Raw genomic sequence first — 19745 nt, forward strand, 5'->3', positions numbered from 1 at the left:
AAATACCCCACCAAACACAACTTAAAAAATACAACGGGATCAATACTTTTTTGCCCACTTTCACCATAAAAAGGCTTGGTTAACTTATACAAGTAATTTAAGTCTAAAACCGACTTCAATTGTCTATAAAAGTTATGTTCAGGTACACGTTCACTCAGCAAAAACTGAGTAAATAACTTCTCTTGATATGTTTTTTTACCCTGCATACCTAAAAATACGAAATTCAGGCTTTTACTTAAAATCTAATTAATTATATTTATCAACAGATTAGTTGTGCAACAGGCACAAAATCTAAATTTCATTCCTGTTTCGTACCTTACAGCAACGCAAATTTGCACAACCGTTGTTCTTCATTTCAAAAAGCTCAACACTAGATATATTTTAACTTCAAGAAGTTTCGTTAGCATAAGGAAGCATGTATGTTATGGTAATATTCATTGAGTAATTCTATGCTTGAGAGAAGAATTCATTTCTATGTCCTAATCCCCATTCAAGGATTTTATCCAATACTCCATTTAAAGACATACCAGAGTCTGTTAATTGGTAGGTTATCGTAACTGGAGTAGTGTCATCCACAACTCTTTTGACAACTCCATTCAATTCAAGTTCCTTTAGCTCTTTTGATAACATTCTTGAAGTAATTTTCGGAATAGTCTTTTTCATTTCCGAGAATCTCATTGATTTAAATAAAAGAGCTCCAATAATGGGCAATTTCCATTTCCCCGTTAAGACATTTAAAGCATCATTTACAGCTAATACAAATTGAACAGGACAGGATTTTATATCCTTTAAATTAATTTGTTCATCCTTAATCGCTTGCTCTATTGATATATCTTTCATAAGCCTTTATTTTCTGCAAGTATACAAAAGTATACTGATATATTTTGTATACTTAGTATATTTATTCAACCTGATTTACGACCTTTGTGTTTCATACTCAATAAACCTACTTTAAAATACAATATGAAAACATTAATCATAGGAGCAACAGGAATGGTTGCACAAGAGACTATAATTGAGCTTGCCAATGCAGGTCACCAACTTCGACTTTTTTCTAGATCGATAGAAGCTAGTAATTATCCTAATCATGAAGTGCTTAAAGGAGATGTTATGAATGATAAGGAGTTGAGCGCAGCAGTTAAAGATTGTGAAGCTATTCACATAACCATTACTGGAGTGGATGAAGCTGTTGTAGTTAAAAGAGTTATCGAATTTGCAAAGACAAATAATGTAAAATTAATCAGCTTTGTAAGTGGAGCATCAGTTTGCGAAAAGAACAGCTGGTTTAGTCCCATAAAGGGTAAGTATGATGCAGAACAAATTTTAAAGAATAGCGGTATACCCTATATGATTTTTCGTCCAACCTGGTTTATGGAAACCTTGAGTATGTTTGTTAGAGATGGAAGAGCCGATATAATGGGTAAACAACCTAATAACCTTCATTGGATTTCATCAAAAGATTTTGGAAAAATGTTAGCGACAGCATATAACATACCGGAAGCTCTTAATCAAGAATTTTATGCTTACGGACCAGAGGCGTTCCAAATGAGGCAAGCCTTAGAAAAATACATCAAAGTAAAGCATCCAAAGATAAAAAAGGTAAGTGCCGCTCCATTTGGAATTTTAAATGTGATAGCTTTCCTTACAAGAAACAAGGAATTAAAAGAGGTCATTCCAATGTTTCAATATTTTGAAAAAGCAGGGGAAGAAGGTGATTCGAAGTTTACAGATAAGCTTTTAGGTAAGCCTACTACAAAACTTAGTAATTGGATTATAAGTTAATTTTTTGGATTTTTATTTTCTAATGAAAAACAATTCCAACTTAAAAATGATTACTTTGAAGAGCTAACGAAAACACAACAATGTTTATGATGCATAGCACCCTTCGGGATGCTACGACAACAAACAAGCGAAGTTGTGGTACATTAAAAGAAACATTGAAAAATTACGAAAACATACTGAATAATATTAAGCGCTACGTCCCGTTAAATGAGGAAGACGAACAACAATTTATTTCAATAGTAAGAACAACAAAAATCAAACGCAGACAATTTATTGTGCAACCGAATTTTACTTGTTCGCATCAAACTTATGTATTAAAAGGAGCTTTTAGGAGTTATTTTGTAAATGATGAAGGAATGGAATATACCATTCAGTTTGCCATAGAGGATTGGTTTATAAGCGATTTTAATAGTTATGTAAATCAAAGTCCTGCGTCTTTATTTGTTGAAGCATTGGAAGATTCAACTGTTCAGCAAATTGCTTACGAAGATGTTGAGAGTCTTTGTGATAAAAACCCAAAATTCGAACGTTTTTTTAGATTGGTTGCTCAAAAGTCATTTACCTTTTCTCAACGAAGAGTTCTATCTAATCTAGGTAAGTCAGCCGAAGAACGGTATTTGGAATTCTTTAATCTATATCCCTCAATCATACAAAGAGTACCTCAATATGCATTAGCTTCCTATCTTGGAATGTCACCAGAGTTTTTAAGTAAAGTAAGAAAACGTCTGACTACAAAATCTTGAACTAGTTCAAGATAATTTCCTAATCCAGTTCATTTTCATTTAAGAGCAACTGAAAGATCTTTGTAGAGTTAATTTAAAACTTTATAAAAATGAAAAAAGTCGTTTCGGTGCTCACAATTATTTGTGCACTATTTATCAATCAAAATGTAAAAGCACAAACTATGGAAAAAGATGTAACAATTATCGAACTAATACAAACAGAGGGGAAATTTGAGACCCAAGAACTTAACTTGACCGCTGGAAAGTATCAATTTCGAGTAGTAAACAAAAATGTAGACAAAGATTTAGGTTTTGCAATTCAAAAAGAAGAGGATAAAGATGTTGATGTAATGAAAACGGCAATACCAAATTCGTTCACAACTGCCTATGTAAAAAAGGGAGAAGTCCAATATACTGGAGTTGTTGAACTTGAAGATGGTGAATACGTTTATTCTTGCCCTTTGAATCCAACACCGCATTATAAATTATTTGTAAAGTAAGTATATGAAGAATTGGTTTATAACGGGAATTTCAAGCGGATTAGGCAAAGCACTTGCAGAGTCTGTGATTGAAAGTGGAGATTTTGTGATCGGAACATTTAGACATCAATCACAAGTAAATGAATTTAATACTAAATATACTGGTAAAGCACATTCTATACTTTTAGATATTACCAACGAACAAGACATCGAAAAAAGTGTTTCAAAAATCATTTCGGAATTCGGAAAAATTGATGTTTTAGTCAACAACGCAGGTATTGGTTTTGCAGGAGCAGTAGAGGAAACCTCTATGAAAGAAGTTAAAGACGTTTTTGAGGCTAATTTTTTTGGTACTTTAAAAATCACACAAACAGTTTTACCTTTTATGCGTAACACAAAAAGTGGAAATATTGTACAAATTTCATCACACGGAGGAATTAAAGCGTTTGCTGGATTTGGAATTTATAATGCGAGTAAGTTTGCCGTTGAGGGATTTAGTGAAGCATTGGCACAAGAAGTTGCACCACTCGGAATTATGGTTTCAATAGTTGAACCAGGACCATTCCGAACAAAATTCGCAGGAAATGGATTTGGACTTGCCAAAAACGAAATTGAAGACTATTCTGAAACCGCGGGAGCTTTTAGAACCAAATTAAAAAGCGTGGACGGAAAACAAGAAGGCGACCCAATAAAAGCATCTAAAGCTATTATTGATTTGGTTAATTCAGAAAATCCTACACTTCGTTTACCACTTGGAAAAGTTGCACTTATGACAATCGGAATGAAATTGGAAAGTGTAAAATCGGACTTGGAAACCAACAGAAAAGTGGCCGAAAATGCTGTGTACGAATAGAAAACGTGCCACTACAACATATATAAAAAAAATAGCGGTTCAGTTACAATCCTGAACCGCTTTTGCGTTTAATTAAGTATATTGCTTTCCGAAAGGTTAGTACTTATAAATCCGCTACGTTTCTTATACTAACGGTTGTAATGTATTAAAAAAATCACTTTCCCTTGAAGGGTAAGGATAGAAATATAACTGGAATTTTACCGACAATAGGAATTTTAATGTTTGTCGGACTTTATGTTTATTCTGCAAATTTATATCCCGGTGGATCGCAAGCGAATCCAAACTCAGTAGGATTTGACTGGATTAATAACTACTGGTGTAATTTAATGAACGAAAATGGAATGAACGGACAAATAAATCCTGCAAGAACTTATGCAATTACTGCAATGGTTATTCTGTGTACTAGTTTGGCATTGTTTTTTGTTCAATTCGCTCAAAAATTCGCAAAAAACCGATTTTGGAAACCTGCAATCAAAATATTCGGAATTTTGACTATGGCTTTTGCCATTTTAATCTTCACTAAATATCACGATTTAATGACAATAATTTCGAGCATATTTGGTGTTTTTGTGGGAATCGGAATCATCTGGGAAGTGTATACGAGCCACTTAAATGTCTTTAAAATTGGTGGAATAGTTTGCGTAATACTTTTAGGACTAAATAACTATATCTATTACAGTGGAAATGGAATTGATTATTTGCCATTTATTCAAAAAATTACGTTCACTACTGTTCTGATTTGGATAAGCGGACTAAATTACACACTGACCAAACAAGACGGGTTACAATAACTAAGGAGTATTCGGCGAACCGATCTGCAAGGCCGCTGAAGATATAGGAGAGACGCTAGGTCAGTACCTCGATAAACTTAGTGGTCCACTGAATATTGTGTTGGCGGATCCGTTTACTTCGACAAATGCTCAGCACAGGTGGGAGCCATTTTCAGTCACTATGGGTAAAACGATATGTTTGTTGTTGATTTGGGATTGATTGAGGCTTTACCATTAATAGCAAAACTTTCCTTAAGTGCTTAACTAACAATGTCAAATCCTTACTCATCACTTATGTCAACATCAAGAATGGTTTTAAACATAATCAAAATTTTTAGTTCTTTTAAAAGTAAGAATTGTATTATTTTAGCATCAAAAGCTTCCGACCGTAAGGGAGGATTCGTTCAAGATAAAATAAATATCACCTTGTCTCGACTTAGACTTCAGCCAAGTTTTCGGTTAACGAAAAAAAGACTAATTTTATTTTAACGGTAGTAGTAATCGGTTTCTAAATTAACAATGAGAAAATATACTTTAATTCTTATCTTAATCACGCTGTTCACAAGTGGATTAAGGGCAAATAAAATAGATACGCTTAGTATCAGAAAGCATTTAAATAATATAGTTAATACAGAAAAACCGCGAAATCATAGAAATATCGAATCACTCAATTATGTTGCGGACTACATATTTAAAGATTTTACAAAATATGCTGATAGCGTATATTACCAATCTTATATAATAAACAATATAGAATATAAAAATGTAGTGTGTGTATTTGGAATTCAGAATACTAAAACAATTGTGGTTGGTGCTCATTATGATGTTTGTGGTAATCAAGATGGAGCTGATGATAACGCTAGTGGAGTTGTTGGATTATTAGAATTAGCAAAACTTCTAAAAGACAAACCTCTAAAACATAGAATAGAAATGGTTGCATACACCTTAGAGGAGCCTCCTTATTTTAGAACAAAAAGTATGGGGAGTTATATTCACGCAAAATCACTATACGAAAATAAAACTGACGTTTACGGAATGTTCTGTTTAGAAATGATAGGCTATTTTGATGATACAAAAAAATCTCAAGATTACCCCATTGGTTTTCTATCGCTTATTTATGGTAATAAAGGCAACTACATTACCCTTGTTAATAAATTTTCAAAAGGGAAATTCTCAAGGAAATTCAGCAAAAAATTTAAAAGAAATAAGTTAATAAAGACCAAAAAGTTTGTTGCCCCTGCTAAACTTCCAGGTATTGATTTTTCTGACCATTTAAATTATTGGAAGTTTGGATTTAGTGGGCTAATGATTACTGATACCGCGTTTTACCGAAATAAAAACTATCACGAAGACACTGACACAATAGAGACATTAGACTTATTAAGAATGAGTAAAGTAATAGAATCAGTATATAACACATTAATTGTATTGAAATAAAACGGCCAACATCATTTATATTTTATAAGGCAGTTCGCATCAAACTGAAACAGAAAGGCATTTAATAAACTCCGCCAAAACTTTGTTTTGACGTTTATCAGCAGAAAAAGTTAAACCCCAAGCTTTGGCTAAATAGTTAAACGAAAATAAGTACTTTTAAATCGTCCTTAAAAACATACATAAAAGTTACTTGCAAGCACAACAAAACAAATATCGTGAAGAAGAAAGTAAAAAATATTATAAACGGAATTTTTCCAATATCTGAAAAATCATTTCAGGAAATAGAGACTTTGCTGGAATTTGAAACTTTCGAAAACGGAGAAATATTTATACAAAGAAACAAACGAAATGAAAAGGAATATTTTATCCTAAGTGGGGTTTGTAAAAGCTATTTAGTAAATCCAGATGGAGATGATATTACTATATCGTTATTCACGGAGAACAGTATCTTATCACCTCATCAAACAAGAACCCCTAACAATATTTCAAATCTATATTTCAAGGCATTGACTAATTTAGAATTAGCTTGGATGAATGCCAAAGAATTTGAAAATTTAATGATCGAGAATATCGAAATTAGAAATTTTGCAAATACTGTTCTACAAAATGAACTTATCTCAAAAGTTGATAAAGAAATAGGATTAGCATCTCTTACTGCCAAGGAAAGATTAATTGAATTTCGAAATAAATACCGCCTTTTAGAAAATCTTATTCCACACACCGATATTGCCTCATATTTAGGAATTACAAATATTTCATTAAGTAGATTACGAAAAGATTTGATGAGCTAATTGCTTTTTATCAAATGTTAATGGAGAACATTTTTAATCAATCTAATTTTGTTAAAAATTTAAACGATTAAAAATAAAAGAAATGAATTTATCTATTAAAAATTTGAAACCATTTTGGTTTTTACTCATTGGAATAGCAACTATTTCAATGACACATATGTCATTTGGTGTTGACTTTTTTGCGTGGTTTTCTGTGGTACCATTTATATTATATCTAAGTAATACAAAAGGTTGGAAATCAAGGTTACTTTTTGTTTTTGCTTTAATTATTGGGTGGTCAGTTGTGATTCTGAAAATTATTACCCCTCCAATACCCTATTTAATGGTTTTCCTTTTTTCTATTCCAATAAGTCTGTTCCATTTACCTGCTTATTTGATTTGGGATAAATTTAAAAATCATAAATGGTCAATACTGCTATTTCCAACAACTCTGATAATAATGGAATGGGTACAATATACCTTTACACCTTTTGCAAGTTGGGGTATTATGGCATATTCACAATCTAATAGTATAAATATTATGCAATTTGTTTCTGTGTTTGGAATGGCAGGATTAAGTTTCTTAATCTATTGGGTAAATGTTTCAATTGCTCAATTAATTTCAAGTAAAAAAGCAAATTTGTTATCATTATATATGCCACTGTCAATTCTAATTATTGTAATTATTTTTGGTGCACTTCGTATTAACATAGAAAAATCAAAAGGAGTTAAAACAATGACTGTTGCAACAGTAGGAACAAGTTCAACAGTTAGTGGTTTGCCTTTACCAACCAAAGACAGCAACGATAAAGTAATATCTGAGTTATTCAAAAAAACGGAAAAAGCAGGTGATTTTGGTGCTAAAATAGTGGTTTGGAATGAAGCTTCATTTTTCACAAATACAAGTAATGAAAAAGATATACAAAACTCAATAAAAGCAATTGCAAAAAACAAAAATATTTCAATAGTTGCATCTTATGTATTACCTATCTCTAAAAAGCCTTTTAAATATGAAAATAAGTTTGTATTAATTAACGAAAAAGGAGAAATTGTATATTCGTATCTAAAACATCAACCTGTTCCTGGAGAACCTGCCATTCAAGGAACAAAGCCTTTTCAGACAGTTCAGGTATCTGAAAGTAAAATTGGCGGAGCAATTTGCTACGATTATGATTTTCCATATATCGCTCAAGAATTTGGAAAATTAAAAGCTGATATTGTTGCAGTACCATCATCGGATTGGCGTGGAATAGACCCATACATACAAGAATGTCAGCTTTTAGAGCAATAGAGCAAGGGCACTCAATAATCCGCTCAACCAGATTTGGACTTTCTGCAATCATTTCACCATATGGAGAAATGATAAGTCAATCGAGCAGTTTTGACCACAACAATAAAGTAATGATAGCCAATATACAAGCAAAAGGAATTAACACGTTATATTCAATAATTGGAGATTTATTTATTTATCTATGTTTTAGTTTTTTGATACTATTTATAATAGTAATCTTAGTGTGCCAAGAATCAACTAAGGCAATAAAAGGTTGAATGCTGTAAATAAGATGATGGTAGGTACATCCATTTTGTCCAAAAAGAAAAAACAAAAGAGACAATTCAAGAAATTGAAATGTTTATGAAGAACAGTAATTAAAACGTTCTACTACAGTGTATAAAATAATAGCGGTTTAATGCAAAGTTCAAAGTTTTTATCTTTACGTAAAGTTTGGTGGAAAACTGAAATGTAAGAACTTTAGAATCCGCTATTATTTTTATACTAATCGTCGTATCTTAACAAACAACGTACCTTAGAAACAGGATAATTATGCGTTTGTTATAAAACGAATTGCAAATCATTAATATTGAGTGAACTCCCTTCGTTATTTACAAATGTCATTTTTACTGGCGCTCCGTTTTTATCAACTATTTTGAGAAATGGTTCTTTTTTATCTACCAAATTTGAGTTGCCCCAAGCTAAAACAGCGCCCATTACGTTCATTAAGTCTACTCCTTTGTCTGTCAGAAAATATTCATTTCGAGCCCGCTTATTGTCTTCCTGATATTCCTTTTTCTCGATCAAATTCGAATGCTCCATTATTTTTAATTTACTGGTCAAAACTGACTTAGAAATTTTTAGATTTTCCTGAAATTCACTGAATTTGGAATGGCCTAAAAAAAGCTCTCTAATAATTAATAACACCCATCTTTCACCTAATAAGTCAGCTGTTAATTGGATTGGACAATTGAATCTATTTGTTTCAGTTTTTGGAAATTTTTTCATTTTTTTTATCGTCTAGGTTCTGTTTTAGAACTTATATATGTACATTTGGGTTCTAATATAGAACTAAGGTATGAATTAATCATGAATTAGTTACAAAAAAAATAAAAATGAATACAAGTAATTCAATAAAAAGAGTAGCTATTATTGGATATAGTAGAACTCCGTTTAGTAAGGCGAACACCTATTTAAAAGGCCATTCGGCAGACGAACTCTTAACTACAACTCTTCAATCGTTAAGTAGTAAGTATAAGCTAAAAGATAAAATTTTAGGAGAAGTTGTAGGTGGAGCTGTTATCAAGCACAGTAATCAGGGAAATTTAGTAAGAGAATCTTTACTTAAAACGGACATCCATCCCTTAACTCCTGCATTTGATATTCAAAAAGCATGTGCTACTTCAGCAGAAGCAGCTATAATTATTGCAAATAAAATAGCATTAGGTCAAATAGAAAATGGTATAGCATGTGGAGTAGATAGTGCAAGTGACTCACCAATTGTATCAAATGAATTGTTTCGGAAAGCGTTTTTAAATCAACAGTTGAGCTTATCGGATTACACTAAAGAAAATGCAAATAATTGGAAATTGATGTTGCCTGAAATTCCTAATAATAATGAACCAGAAACGGGACTTTCAATGGGAGAACATGCAGAGATTATGGCTAAATACTATCATATAAATCGTGAAGAACAAGACAATTTTGCTTATGAAAGTCACAAAAAACTTGCAAGGGCATATCAAAGTGGATTTATAGCAGATATGATCATTCCTATGGAGCACATTCAGGAAGATTCAATATTAAGAAAGAATCCTTCTTTAGATAAAATGAAATCCTTAAATCCTGCTTTTGATCTGACTTCTGGCAGTTTAACTGCGGCCAATTCAACTCCTTTTTCAGACGGAGCTGCAGGTATCTTTCTGGCTTCAGAAGAATGGGCAAAAGAACACAATTATCCAATTTTAGCTTTCTTAAGTTTTGCTGCAACGGCTGGTATTGAGTATGTCAACAATAAACAAAACCTGCTTTTAGCCCCTGTTCTTGCGATTCAAAAAGTATTGAAACAGAGCAATAGAGATTTGGATTCGTTTTCCTTTATTGAAATTCACGAAGCATTTGCAGCTCAGGCTTTAACAACTGTAAAAATTTTAAACAACAAAGGAGCAGACGATTCTTTTTGGAGCAAGTACAATTTGGATTCCATCAAAGGGTCAGTAGATTCTTCAAAACTTAACGTAGTTGGCAGTAGTTTGGCTACAGGTCACCCATTTGCAGCAACAGGTGCAAGAATAATTGCAACTCTTGCAAAACTTTTGAGTCAAGAAGGCAAAGGTTCCGGATTAATTTCAATTTGCGCGGCAAGAGGAAATGGGGTTGCGCTAATATTAGATAAATAGTTAAATCAAAAAAAGAAATATGAACGAAGTAATAAATAGTGAAATAAAATTCGCCAACATTAAAAATGAGAATATAGCTCACCGAATTATTGGAGACGGAAAACCACTGGTTCTTTTTAATCGCTTTCGTGGAACAATAAATGATTGGGATCCTGCATTTATAGCAAGGCTTGCCAAAAAAAACAAAGTTATTGTGTTTGATAATTTAGGTGTCGGAAACTCTTCAGGTACAAGTCCAAATTCTATAGAAGGCATGGCTGAAATCGCTTCCGATTTAATTACTCATTTGGGATTTGACAAAGTAAATGTACTTGGTTGGAGTATGGGAGGATTGGTCGTCCAAGCTTTTGTTTTAAATTACCCAGAAATTGTAGAGAAAGCAGTTCTAGTGGGAACTGGTTTAGGTGCTAGTGAAAATACTGAATATCCAACTGAACGCTTTTTAGATGTTGCAACTAAAGTTTATGACATGAAACCTGAACATCATCAAACCGTCTTTTTTACAGATGATCAAAAAGGTTTAAATGCGGCTAATGAATCCCTTTCACGCATTAGTAAGTATGTTTCTAAGGTTATACCAACACAACCGGAAACATGGATAGCCCAAGGAACAGCTACTAAAAATTACTTTTTTAGTGAAAAAAATTATTACGAAAAAATAAAATCTATTGCTCATCCAGTACTAATTGCTGGGGCCAAAGAAGATATCGCTTTCTCTGGTAAAAATTCTTTTTTACTTTACCAACAAATACCGAATAGTCAATTGATTTTGTATTCAAATGCTGCCCATGGTTTTCATCATCAACTACCAGATGACTTTGGCGGATTGGTTGAAAGATTTTTAGCTAAGCTTTAAGATATTGATTCATTGGATTAAAAAGCGGCATACAACGCAGCGGTTTATCAATAGCGGTTTGAGTTCTAACTTGAACCGCTATTTAATCAAATAAAGTATCGTATAAATCGAAAAGCAGTTCAATAAGAACTCTGTTGAACATCCACAGAGTATTGTAGTTAATTTTGCTATAATAATTTGCGTAACCGAATGATTACATTTATATTTGTAACCGAATAGTTACACTTATTATGAGAAGAGATGTTTTTCAAGCAATTGCGGATCCGGTTAGGCGAGACATTATTGAATTGCTTGCTACTGAAACTTTAAGCGTAAATGAAGTTGCAGAAAAGTTTGAAATCAGTAGACCTGCAATTTCCAAACATTTAAAAATTTTACACGAATGCGGAATAATCGATTTTAACCAAATTGGCAGAGAGCGTTTATGTTTAATTCAACCACAGAATCTAATCCCTGCTTTTTTGTGGATAAAACAGTACAATAAATTATGGGAAGATAGAATTGACTCCTTTGAAAACTACATTAATCAAATACAAACAAAAAACGATAAAAAATGAGCGATTTAGCAAGCAGAACGTTAACAATAAAGAAAACACTTAATGCACCTGTACAATTAGTTTGGGATGCTTGGACACAAGCTGAACACATTCTAAAATGGTGGGCTCCAAGTGGAATGGAAATTAAAGTAATTCAGCACGATTTTAAAGTCGGAGGAAAATGGAAATATTCAATGCCAATGCCTGACGGAAACGAATTTATATCGGAAGGAACATATAAAGAAATTGAAGAATTTAAGAAAATAATTACTTCTGCGGACTTTAAACCTATGACCGAAAACGTAGAACTACAAACCTACTTTGAAGCAGATGGAGATTCAACCAAGTTTACTTTTAGTGTTGTTCACGCAACACCTGAATATTGCAAACAACAAGAAGAAATGGGATTCTATAACGGTTGGGGTTCAGCTTTAGAAAGATTAGTAAAGCTTTTAGAAACATTCAATTAACTTAAATGAAATCAAGGACAAAAAAAAACGTTTACTACGTTTCAACCAGTTTGCTTACATTAATGATGTTGGCAACAATTGGCAACAGTTTATTCAATACTGAATTTGCAAAAAGATTTTCAGAAATAGGATTTCCTGTTTATTTGATAATTCCATTAATGACGGCAAAAACTTTAGGGTTAATCGCCATATGGACAAATAAAACTGAAGTTTTGAAAGAATGGGCATATAGCGGTTTTTTCTTTCTTTTTTTATTGGCTTTTTTAGCAGAAATAAATGCTCCAGTTCCTGACTATATTTCTCCACTGTTGGCTTTGGTATTAATAACAACTTCTTACATTTTTTGGAAAAAGAAGTAAATAATTGTTGCTAATATTTAAGCACTAATGAATTGTGATAAGGCGGCATTTCTGTGGAAAGTGTGTTGTACTCTTCCTATTCGACATGCTATTACACATAAACTAGAACAGTATTTATAGATGAGAGTTTTAATAACTATATTTTTATTTCAGGTTGTAATTGTTTTTGGACAAACAGATGAAGGATTGGCAATTATTTCTCAGTCAAGGACAAATGTTTTGCTTTGGAATATTGAAAATCATGTAGAATTTCGAGGATCTCAAGATTTTGATTCGACGTGGTTGTATTCCGAGAATTGTGATTTTAAAGGAACGAATGTGTATTCAGGTTATTTAATTCCAAGAATATTAGATGGGCACTGTAGAGTCACTGTTATGGGACTAATCGGTACCGATACGATAATTGATGCCTCATTCATATTTCATATAATTAGATTACCCACTCCGGAAATCAGGTTGGGTTCAAATTTTAATTTATTGGAAGATTTAAATAATTTACAGGATAGTTCACTTTTCTTCTTTCGCTTTTTGAAAGTTACATATCCTCATTGGCTTCAAACTCTCCTTAATAACCATTGTCTCCGTCACATGAAAGTAATACATTGGGAAATTAAAGTAGGTAATGAATTATACATTGGAAAGAACGCAATATTAACGGAGGAGTTGATTTCGGAAATAATAAAATCGAAAATTGGTACGCCAATCCTGTTCGAAAAGTTTATTGTTTTAATGCCAGATGGTAGAGAAATAAAAATAGAAAGTAATTCTGAATACCTTAAAAAAACTTCTTCTGGCGTCAGCTTACCAAAGTATAAGCCAACTATTATAGAAAATTAAATCAAATGCTAATAACAAATAAAATTTGTCCAGCTTGGACCGGACTGATGCGGGATTAACCTTCAGTCAACCTCTCAATTAAAGAAGAAAGGAGTCAATTTATCTCTGCCTCTCCTGGAGAAAGATACTTGAATCTAATTGCTATAAAGTCTGATCTTTTTGATAGTATCCTCATCAACAAATTTCCAGTTATTTAGGTATGAAACCGTAATGTTTGAGTAGGATGCGTAAAAGGTGAGTTAACCAGAAAAAAATAATGCTTACATTAACTTTAGTGAATGATAAAAAATCTTGAAGTAATTACTTTTGTACATTTTAAAGCAAAATGCAACTCAAAAAAATATGCGAATTTTTATTTCATCACTCATCATTTTAACAATGGGTATAAGCTCATATTCTCAGATCAGATCACAACAAATCAGCGATTCTTCTCAAATCTACATTCATTCTAAAAAAGTAAGCCTCAAGTCTCAGTTTATTCAAAAAGCAGCAGCCATTTTTGGTGCTAAAAACCTTATCGAGAAAAAAATCAATAAAAATGAGGTAGATCAAAAGCCTGCTGAGCTACCTAAGTCCATAAAAACAAACTTTGATGTAATTGAGACTACAAAAAAAGGGAGAAAGATTTGGACCGTAAAGCCAAGAAATAAAGTATCTGAAAAGGTTATTCTTTATTTGCATGGCGGAGCATATTATTGGAATATTTCCAAATACAATTGGTCGTTTGCTGAAAGATTAATCCAGGAAACGAATGCAACTGTGGTAATGCCCGATTATCCCTTAGCGCCTGATGCTAATTGCGATCAGGTGTATGAATTCGTAGCTGAAATCTATGAAGAACTAATCACAAGACATCGTCCGGAAAATATAATTCTGATGGGAGAATCAGCAGGTGGAGGCTTGGCACTAGGGTTTTCAATGTTTCTGCGCAATGAGAACAAAAATCAACCTTCGCAATTAATATTACTCGCTCCATGGTTAGATGTATCCATGAACAATCCTGATATTTTAGCCGTTGATAAAAAGGATAAAATACTAGGAATAAAAGGGCTTCAAATGGCTGGCATAGGATATGCAGGTCAAACTAAACTAGATAATTATAAAGTAAGCCCCATCTATGGTGACCTAGCAGACTTACCACAAATTTCGATTTTTGTCGGAACGCATGACTTACTTTTAGCGGATGCTAGGAAATTAAAAGAGAATGCTGATAAATCTGGTGTTTCTATAAATTACTTTGAGTATCCTAAGATGTTTCATGTCTGGATTCTATTAAATAAATTAAAAGAAGCACAAGTCGCAACCTCACAAATCATATCACTCATTAACGATTGACAATAAAATAGATGCTAATAATTCAAAAGCAGCATTAAAACAACTGGTTAGACTAAATTAAAAATGATAGAAAGCATGAATAAATCGAAGAAGTTCTGGGATAATGCTTCAAAAAACTATGATAAAACCGAAGAGCGTTTTGAATATATTCATAGCAAGTCTAGAGAAAACACTAAAAAATTTCTCAAGAGCAGTAATATTGTTTTGGATTATGGATGTGGAACTGGTACAACATCCTGTGAAATTGCCAATCACGTGAAAGAAATTCATGCAATAGATATCTCATCCAAAATGATTGAAATTGCAAAAGAGAAAGCCATTTCTAATCAAGTGAAAAATATAAATTTCGAAGAAACAGATATTTTTGATAAACGATTCAGCAAGGAGTCTTTTGATACTGTTTTAGCATTCAATATGTTGCATACAGTTTCTTCCCCTCAGATTGTTATGCAAAGAATACATGAATTATTAAAACCTGAGGGCTTATTTATATCTATAACACCGTGCTTACGCGACAAAATGTCCTTTTTAATAAGAATTCAAATTCTGCTTGTTCAGGTATTGTGTAAAATTGGCATAATTCCTATTCCTATCAGAAGACTTAAAAAATCTGAATTAGAAAATTTAATGGCAAATGGAAACTTTCAGACCATTCATACAGAAAATATATTTAAAGGAGCTTCCAGCTATTATATGGTGGTCAAGAAGATGGTTGAGATATGAAAAACATGTCAAAACATCAGTCACCGAACAGGGACTAGGTTTACCAATCTAAATATGAAATGAAATAACTTTGGATACATCAAAGCGAAACACTTCCAACGAATAAAATTGATCTGCCTGGCCTGATCTGATACGGGATTCGTTATTAATTTTCTGCCAAGCTTTCTGTTAAGGAAGAAATGCCTAATTTTATTCAGCCGCTAGCAGAATTTAGTATGACCAAAAAAAGTATGATCATTCATTCAAAAAGTAGAAGGAGTTTTAAAATTACTTTTGTCTTGACTTTAGCAATCATTTTCTCTATTATATGGCTGTTAAATAACAATTCAACTTACATGATTCTTGCTGGTGCTTGCTGTTTTTTAGCACTGCTAGAATACGTTGTTTACGGACAAACTATACTTGAATTAACTACAACCCAATTAAAGGTTCAGCGGAAAGCGTTATTGAATACAGTTAATAACGAATATGTAATTGAATTAAAAAATATTCAATCATCTTTTTATGACAAGAAGATATATGATTCATGGGAACTCAGCCAGAGACTATTTTGGGAGTTGCTTTTTCCATCTGAACAAAGTTATTTAATCATCAATATACTAGATGGGAAAAAACAAGAGATTCCTTTTAACGGAAATGAAAGTGAATTATTGAAATTACAACAAAAATTGCCCGATAGAGTACCTAATTCAAAATGAATAAATACCAGAAATAAGCGAAACACATGGTTAGCCAAATTTACCGCTAACTTGCAATCGGGCTTTGGGTTAACAAATAACGAATATGTTTTTAGAAAAAAAAGAGCTAAAAAGAATTATTTCAGAAGAAAGAGGGGGAGGGAAAGATGACCAAGAAATTTATAATATACTTATTAAAAAACATATAGATAAGGACGAAATAGCCCTTTTGTTATCAGAGCGTTTAAAAAAAGTAGCCCGAAATAAAATTCGTATTTGGAATACAATACTCTTAATATTAATTGGGTTAACGATTGTATTAAAAGTAATAGCTACAATTAACTTGTCAATTAATAGCGGGAATTTATGGCCGTTTTTATTCGTTTTGATAACCCCCATCTTAAATATTGTATTCTTTTTAATCGTTTTGAAGTTTCGGATTCAGTTGTATAAGTTTATTGCGGTATTTACCATGTTAAGTTTTGTAAATTCAATTGGAAAAATGGACGAAGGTCCTGATCTATTCTTAACCATCTTTTTTTCAGTATCAATTATGGTCCTTTCTTTTGCTTTATATTTTAATAATAAGCCTGATGAATTAAATAAAGATGAAAATGGAAATCACATTTTCGTTTAAATCTTATCGTGCGAACAATTTCCCTTTTTGGTTTAAGAAGATAAGCGTCAATCGGGCTTTAGGTTAACAAATAAAATCGTTATTTTTAGGAGCAAAAAAGTTAACCTAAGCAATGAATGAAGATCAAGAAAGACCTCTAACTGTTCCAAAAGAAGCCATTTGGAATGCATCACAGAATGAATGGGAACTTGGCAAAAAAAATGATCAAGGCAAGTATATTGGAGAATGGAAGTGGTGGTTAGCGCCAAAGGGCCATTTATGTTGTCATACTATTTTTGATGATAACGGGAGGATGTTGAGCTTCAAAAGATTTCATCCAAATGGTGAGGTTTCTCGATACGGAACTTTTGAAAATGGTGTACAAATAGAAGATGTTTATTTAAAATCATCAGCACCTACCTCTGAGGTATTCGCTTTTGGCAGTTCGGATGATAAAGTATATAAGGCTGTTAAAAAAACGGGTTCACCTGTCAGTTTTGACTATTACGATAAAGATGATAATCATTTAAATCCTCCTATCATACAAAAAGAATTGATTTCAAAAGAAGATATGGCCATTACTGAATCGGAAATTGCTGCCATCAAAGCAAACATTCTTGAAAACGGAAAAAGTTATTTGCTCGAGCAATTTGATAAGGTATTCATCAATGAAACCATTATACCAATATTGGCAAAAAAGACGGAGGAAAAAGCAATAAAGATTACAGATGTCGGCGGTATATTTATGCATTTAGTTAAAAAGGCCATAGATAACGAAATGGATATTATTTATCATGATGGCGATCTTCATTTAAGTAATTTACATTGCCTGGCAGAATTGGAGATTGGTGTACTTATAGTACACGGAAATTTAACCGTTGATGGCAGCATTTCTATATCGGATGATTTAATGCAATTACTCTTTGTTACGGACAGTGTAACAGCAAACAATGTTATTACTAGTGGTATGCTTTTCGTTTTTGAAAACTTAAATGTGACAAATTGTCTTCTTGGTGATTATAATGATGGGTCAGCTTTTATTGGGAATAATTTAAAGGCCAATTTTTTCTTTCCTGAAGAATACTTTTTTGAAGTTTTAGGCGATGCTAAATTCACGTACGCATTTGGTAATTCATGGCGATTAAACCAAGACGAATCTCCTGAAGTATTCAACTATAATGAGAAAAAAATGTCTGACTTTATTCCTTTATTACATGAGAATATACATGCTGCAGCTACATTCAAAGAAAACAAACATTTATTAGATGATAATTGTTCAGAATGCGGCTTGTTTGAATTCATAGACTATCATGAATTTAAAAGTTACGTAATAGCAAATAAACCTGTCTTTAAGGATTAATACGAATGAAATTTCTTTTCTTCTTATTGGCTTATTGTTTTGGGCTAAGTATACTTGGACAAGTCCAACCTGTTGTTAAGAAAATTTCAGTAGAATTTACTTCTAAGAAGCCAAAGAAGAATAAATACAATTTTGATTGGAGCAAAGAATTTGATGAAATTGGAATTCTTATCAACTATTCTGCTAATAATTCTGGGAACATAATAAAGAATGTAGATTATAAGTATGACTCAATTGATCGGATAATATATTATAAGTCATACCAAGAAAAGAAGACTGGGGATAAAATAGTAAGAACTTTTAACTTCTATTATCCGCAGGATTCAATAATAAAATTTGAGCAATCCATCACAAACGATACGATCAATGATTTTGAGAAAACCATTTTTAAATATGATAATTACGGTAATCTTGTTCTAAGGAGACAGATTAACCACACTAATTCTAGTTCATCATACGAAAAGCACAATTATACTTATGATTCCTTGGGACGGATTAAAATAGATTCAAATTGTTCTTTTTATCCTAATTGTCAAATATCATGGCATTACTGGAAAGACAATAAATTGACGGTTAAAATGGCTCATACTATTTCAAGATACACCCGTCTCAACATGTCGATTGACACGTTGTTTTACATAAAAGATTATACTTTTCACTCCAATGACTCGATTTCGTCCTTAGAAACTCATTGGTATTCAAGTTTGAATGGTGCGCTGGACAATGATCAACAATTTTTTAGATATGATTCATTAGGAAACATTCTTGAGTTTTATCTTTTAATTCGGGAAAATCCGGGCGTAAAACATAACCATCAAATTTACACTTATACATACGATAATCAGAATAAATTAACGTGGATAAAAATGCAATATTTTTCTCCTAAAATGAAGAGAAAAATTTACCACTATAGATACACTTATGAATATTGGTAGAAAAATAATTGCTGATTTTCAGTTAACGTGAAAATGGCTACTTTTAAGCTAGCGTTGCAACCGATTAAAGAGGATGATAAACAGATATTTAAGCTATTATCAAATAATTGGAATCATTGGTTCAATGATAGCTATTTCGGTTTGGGCTATTAATGAAGGAGGTATGATGCTGTACTACATTCTGTTTGCAGGTCTTCTTTTCGCTCCATTCGCCATTGTTTCAATTTTCTCTTTATTAGATTTAAAAAAGCACAGGAAAACTATTCAAGGTGGAATTTGGTTAGGAACATTTCTTCTACTTGCTCCATCCTATGCATTACCATTTTTCTATGATCTTGTAACAGGTAAAGTTGTCAAATTTTCTATAGTACCTAAATTTCAAAAAGTTGCTATTGAGAAGATACTAGCTTTAGAATTTATTGTAATTGGTGATAACAAAAGAGCCCACGAAGAAGGTATTCTAAATTCTATTATACGACCATTATACAGATAGTCAGTTAGATTGTATTAAGTCACATGTTTACCGTCTTTCTATATACGCTTTTTTTAGCAAAAAAGT

At 32.3% G+C, this 19745-nt stretch carries 23 protein-coding genes and 1 pseudogene; 21 read left to right on the top strand and 3 right to left on the bottom strand.

Translation table 11 applies throughout. The features are described from left to right. Positions 1 to 206, bottom strand: a pseudogene (locus T367_RS25180) (IS1182 family transposase); the annotation flags it as partial. 241 nt (positions 207 to 447) lie between these two features. Beyond that, the gene (locus T367_RS0114570; RefSeq protein WP_051568575.1) at positions 448 to 840 is read right to left on the bottom strand and encodes a winged helix-turn-helix transcriptional regulator; all 393 of its coding nucleotides are present in this window, start codon (positions 838 to 840) and stop codon (positions 448 to 450) included. 123 nt (positions 841 to 963) lie between these two features. Here T367_RS0114570 and T367_RS0114575 point away from each other — a divergent pair, with 123 nt between their 5' ends. The 8 genes from T367_RS0114575 to T367_RS22560 all read left to right on the top strand — a co-directional run bounded on the left by T367_RS0114575 (position 964) and on the right by T367_RS22560 (position 8104). Beyond that, positions 964 to 1782 (top strand): SDR family oxidoreductase, encoded by an 819-nt coding sequence (locus T367_RS0114575; RefSeq protein ID WP_027420509.1) that lies wholly within the window; start codon positions 964 to 966, stop codon positions 1780 to 1782. 86 nt (positions 1783 to 1868) lie between these two features. After that, on the top strand, positions 1869 to 2525 hold the full coding sequence (locus tag T367_RS0114580; RefSeq protein ID WP_245593060.1) for a Crp/Fnr family transcriptional regulator: 657 nt from the start codon (positions 1869 to 1871) through the stop codon (positions 2523 to 2525). Positions 2526 to 2614: 89 nt separating this feature from the next. After that, complete coding sequence (locus T367_RS0114585; protein ID WP_027420511.1) at positions 2615 to 3004, top strand: hypothetical protein; 390 nt, start codon at positions 2615 to 2617, stop codon at positions 3002 to 3004. Between the two features lie 4 nt (positions 3005 to 3008). Further along, on the top strand, positions 3009 to 3836 hold the full coding sequence (locus T367_RS0114590; RefSeq protein WP_027420512.1) for an oxidoreductase: 828 nt from the start codon (positions 3009 to 3011) through the stop codon (positions 3834 to 3836). Positions 3837 to 4000: 164 nt separating this feature from the next. Further along, positions 4001 to 4627, top strand: a complete 627-nt coding sequence (locus tag T367_RS0114595; protein WP_027420513.1) for a hypothetical protein — start codon at positions 4001 to 4003, stop codon at positions 4625 to 4627. 498 nt (positions 4628 to 5125) lie between these two features. Next, positions 5126 to 6043: a M28 family peptidase gene (locus T367_RS0114600; RefSeq protein ID WP_027420514.1), complete on the top strand. Its 918-nt coding sequence runs from the start codon at positions 5126 to 5128 to the stop codon at positions 6041 to 6043. Positions 6044 to 6258: 215 nt separating this feature from the next. After that, complete coding sequence (locus T367_RS0114605) at positions 6259 to 6834, top strand: Crp/Fnr family transcriptional regulator (protein ID WP_027420515.1); 576 nt, start codon at positions 6259 to 6261, stop codon at positions 6832 to 6834. 82 nt (positions 6835 to 6916) lie between these two features. Beyond that, positions 6917 to 8104, top strand: a complete 1188-nt coding sequence (locus T367_RS22560) for a nitrilase-related carbon-nitrogen hydrolase (RefSeq protein WP_211252715.1) — start codon at positions 6917 to 6919, stop codon at positions 8102 to 8104. Between the two features lie 540 nt (positions 8105 to 8644). On the opposite strand, the gene T367_RS22565 is transcribed toward T367_RS22560, so the two are convergent. Further along, positions 8645 to 9091 carry a winged helix-turn-helix transcriptional regulator gene (locus T367_RS22565; RefSeq protein ID WP_051568578.1) on the bottom strand — a complete coding sequence of 149 codons (447 nt, stop codon included), beginning with the start codon at positions 9089 to 9091 and terminating at the stop codon, positions 8645 to 8647. Between the two features lie 107 nt (positions 9092 to 9198). Between T367_RS22565 and T367_RS0114620 the strand changes: the two genes are divergently transcribed. The 13 genes from T367_RS0114620 to T367_RS0114680 all read left to right on the top strand — a co-directional run bounded on the left by T367_RS0114620 (position 9199) and on the right by T367_RS0114680 (position 19679). Beyond that, positions 9199 to 10482 carry an acetyl-CoA C-acyltransferase gene (locus T367_RS0114620; protein WP_027420516.1) on the top strand — a complete coding sequence of 428 codons (1284 nt, stop codon included), beginning with the start codon at positions 9199 to 9201 and terminating at the stop codon, positions 10480 to 10482. Positions 10483 to 10501: 19 nt separating this feature from the next. After that, positions 10502 to 11338, top strand: coding sequence for an alpha/beta fold hydrolase (locus T367_RS0114625; RefSeq protein WP_027420517.1), 837 nt, complete (start codon positions 10502 to 10504; stop codon positions 11336 to 11338). Between the two features lie 230 nt (positions 11339 to 11568). Then, on the top strand, positions 11569 to 11895 hold the full coding sequence (locus T367_RS0114630) for an ArsR/SmtB family transcription factor (RefSeq protein ID WP_027420518.1): 327 nt from the start codon (positions 11569 to 11571) through the stop codon (positions 11893 to 11895). Next, the gene (locus T367_RS0114635) at positions 11892 to 12344 is read left to right on the top strand and encodes an SRPBCC domain-containing protein (RefSeq protein WP_027420519.1); all 453 of its coding nucleotides are present in this window, start codon (positions 11892 to 11894) and stop codon (positions 12342 to 12344) included. Before T367_RS0114630 ends, T367_RS0114635 begins: the two co-directional genes overlap by 4 nt. 5 nt (positions 12345 to 12349) lie before the next feature. Next, complete coding sequence (locus T367_RS0114640; protein ID WP_027420520.1) at positions 12350 to 12703, top strand: DoxX family protein; 354 nt, start codon at positions 12350 to 12352, stop codon at positions 12701 to 12703. Between the two features lie 120 nt (positions 12704 to 12823). Then, on the top strand, positions 12824 to 13540 hold the full coding sequence (locus tag T367_RS0114645) for a hypothetical protein (protein ID WP_027420521.1): 717 nt from the start codon (positions 12824 to 12826) through the stop codon (positions 13538 to 13540). Between the two features lie 342 nt (positions 13541 to 13882). After that, positions 13883 to 14875: an alpha/beta hydrolase gene (locus T367_RS0114650; protein ID WP_084274443.1), complete on the top strand. Its 993-nt coding sequence runs from the start codon at positions 13883 to 13885 to the stop codon at positions 14873 to 14875. A gap of 75 nt (positions 14876 to 14950) precedes the next feature. Then, positions 14951 to 15598 carry a class I SAM-dependent methyltransferase gene (locus T367_RS0114655; RefSeq protein WP_027420523.1) on the top strand — a complete coding sequence of 216 codons (648 nt, stop codon included), beginning with the start codon at positions 14951 to 14953 and terminating at the stop codon, positions 15596 to 15598. 215 nt (positions 15599 to 15813) lie between these two features. After that, a complete protein-coding gene (locus T367_RS0114660; protein ID WP_157454248.1) occupies positions 15814 to 16296 on the top strand; it encodes a hypothetical protein in 483 nt (160 codons plus the stop codon). A gap of 85 nt (positions 16297 to 16381) precedes the next feature. Continuing rightward, positions 16382 to 16912: a hypothetical protein gene (locus tag T367_RS0114665; RefSeq protein WP_027420525.1), complete on the top strand. Its 531-nt coding sequence runs from the start codon at positions 16382 to 16384 to the stop codon at positions 16910 to 16912. 112 nt (positions 16913 to 17024) lie between these two features. After that, positions 17025 to 18251, top strand: a complete 1227-nt coding sequence (locus T367_RS0114670) for a hypothetical protein (protein WP_027420526.1) — start codon at positions 17025 to 17027, stop codon at positions 18249 to 18251. Positions 18252 to 18256: 5 nt separating this feature from the next. Beyond that, complete coding sequence (locus T367_RS0114675; RefSeq protein WP_027420527.1) at positions 18257 to 19186, top strand: hypothetical protein; 930 nt, start codon at positions 18257 to 18259, stop codon at positions 19184 to 19186. Between the two features lie 73 nt (positions 19187 to 19259). Next, positions 19260 to 19679 (top strand): hypothetical protein, encoded by a 420-nt coding sequence (locus T367_RS0114680; RefSeq protein ID WP_157454249.1) that lies wholly within the window; start codon positions 19260 to 19262, stop codon positions 19677 to 19679. Positions 19680 to 19745 lie beyond the last annotated feature (66 nt).

It is taken from the genome of Crocinitomix catalasitica ATCC 23190 (assembly GCF_000621625.1).
In the GTDB taxonomy this organism is placed as follows: Bacteria; Bacteroidota; Bacteroidia; order Flavobacteriales_D; family Crocinitomicaceae; genus Crocinitomix; species Crocinitomix catalasitica.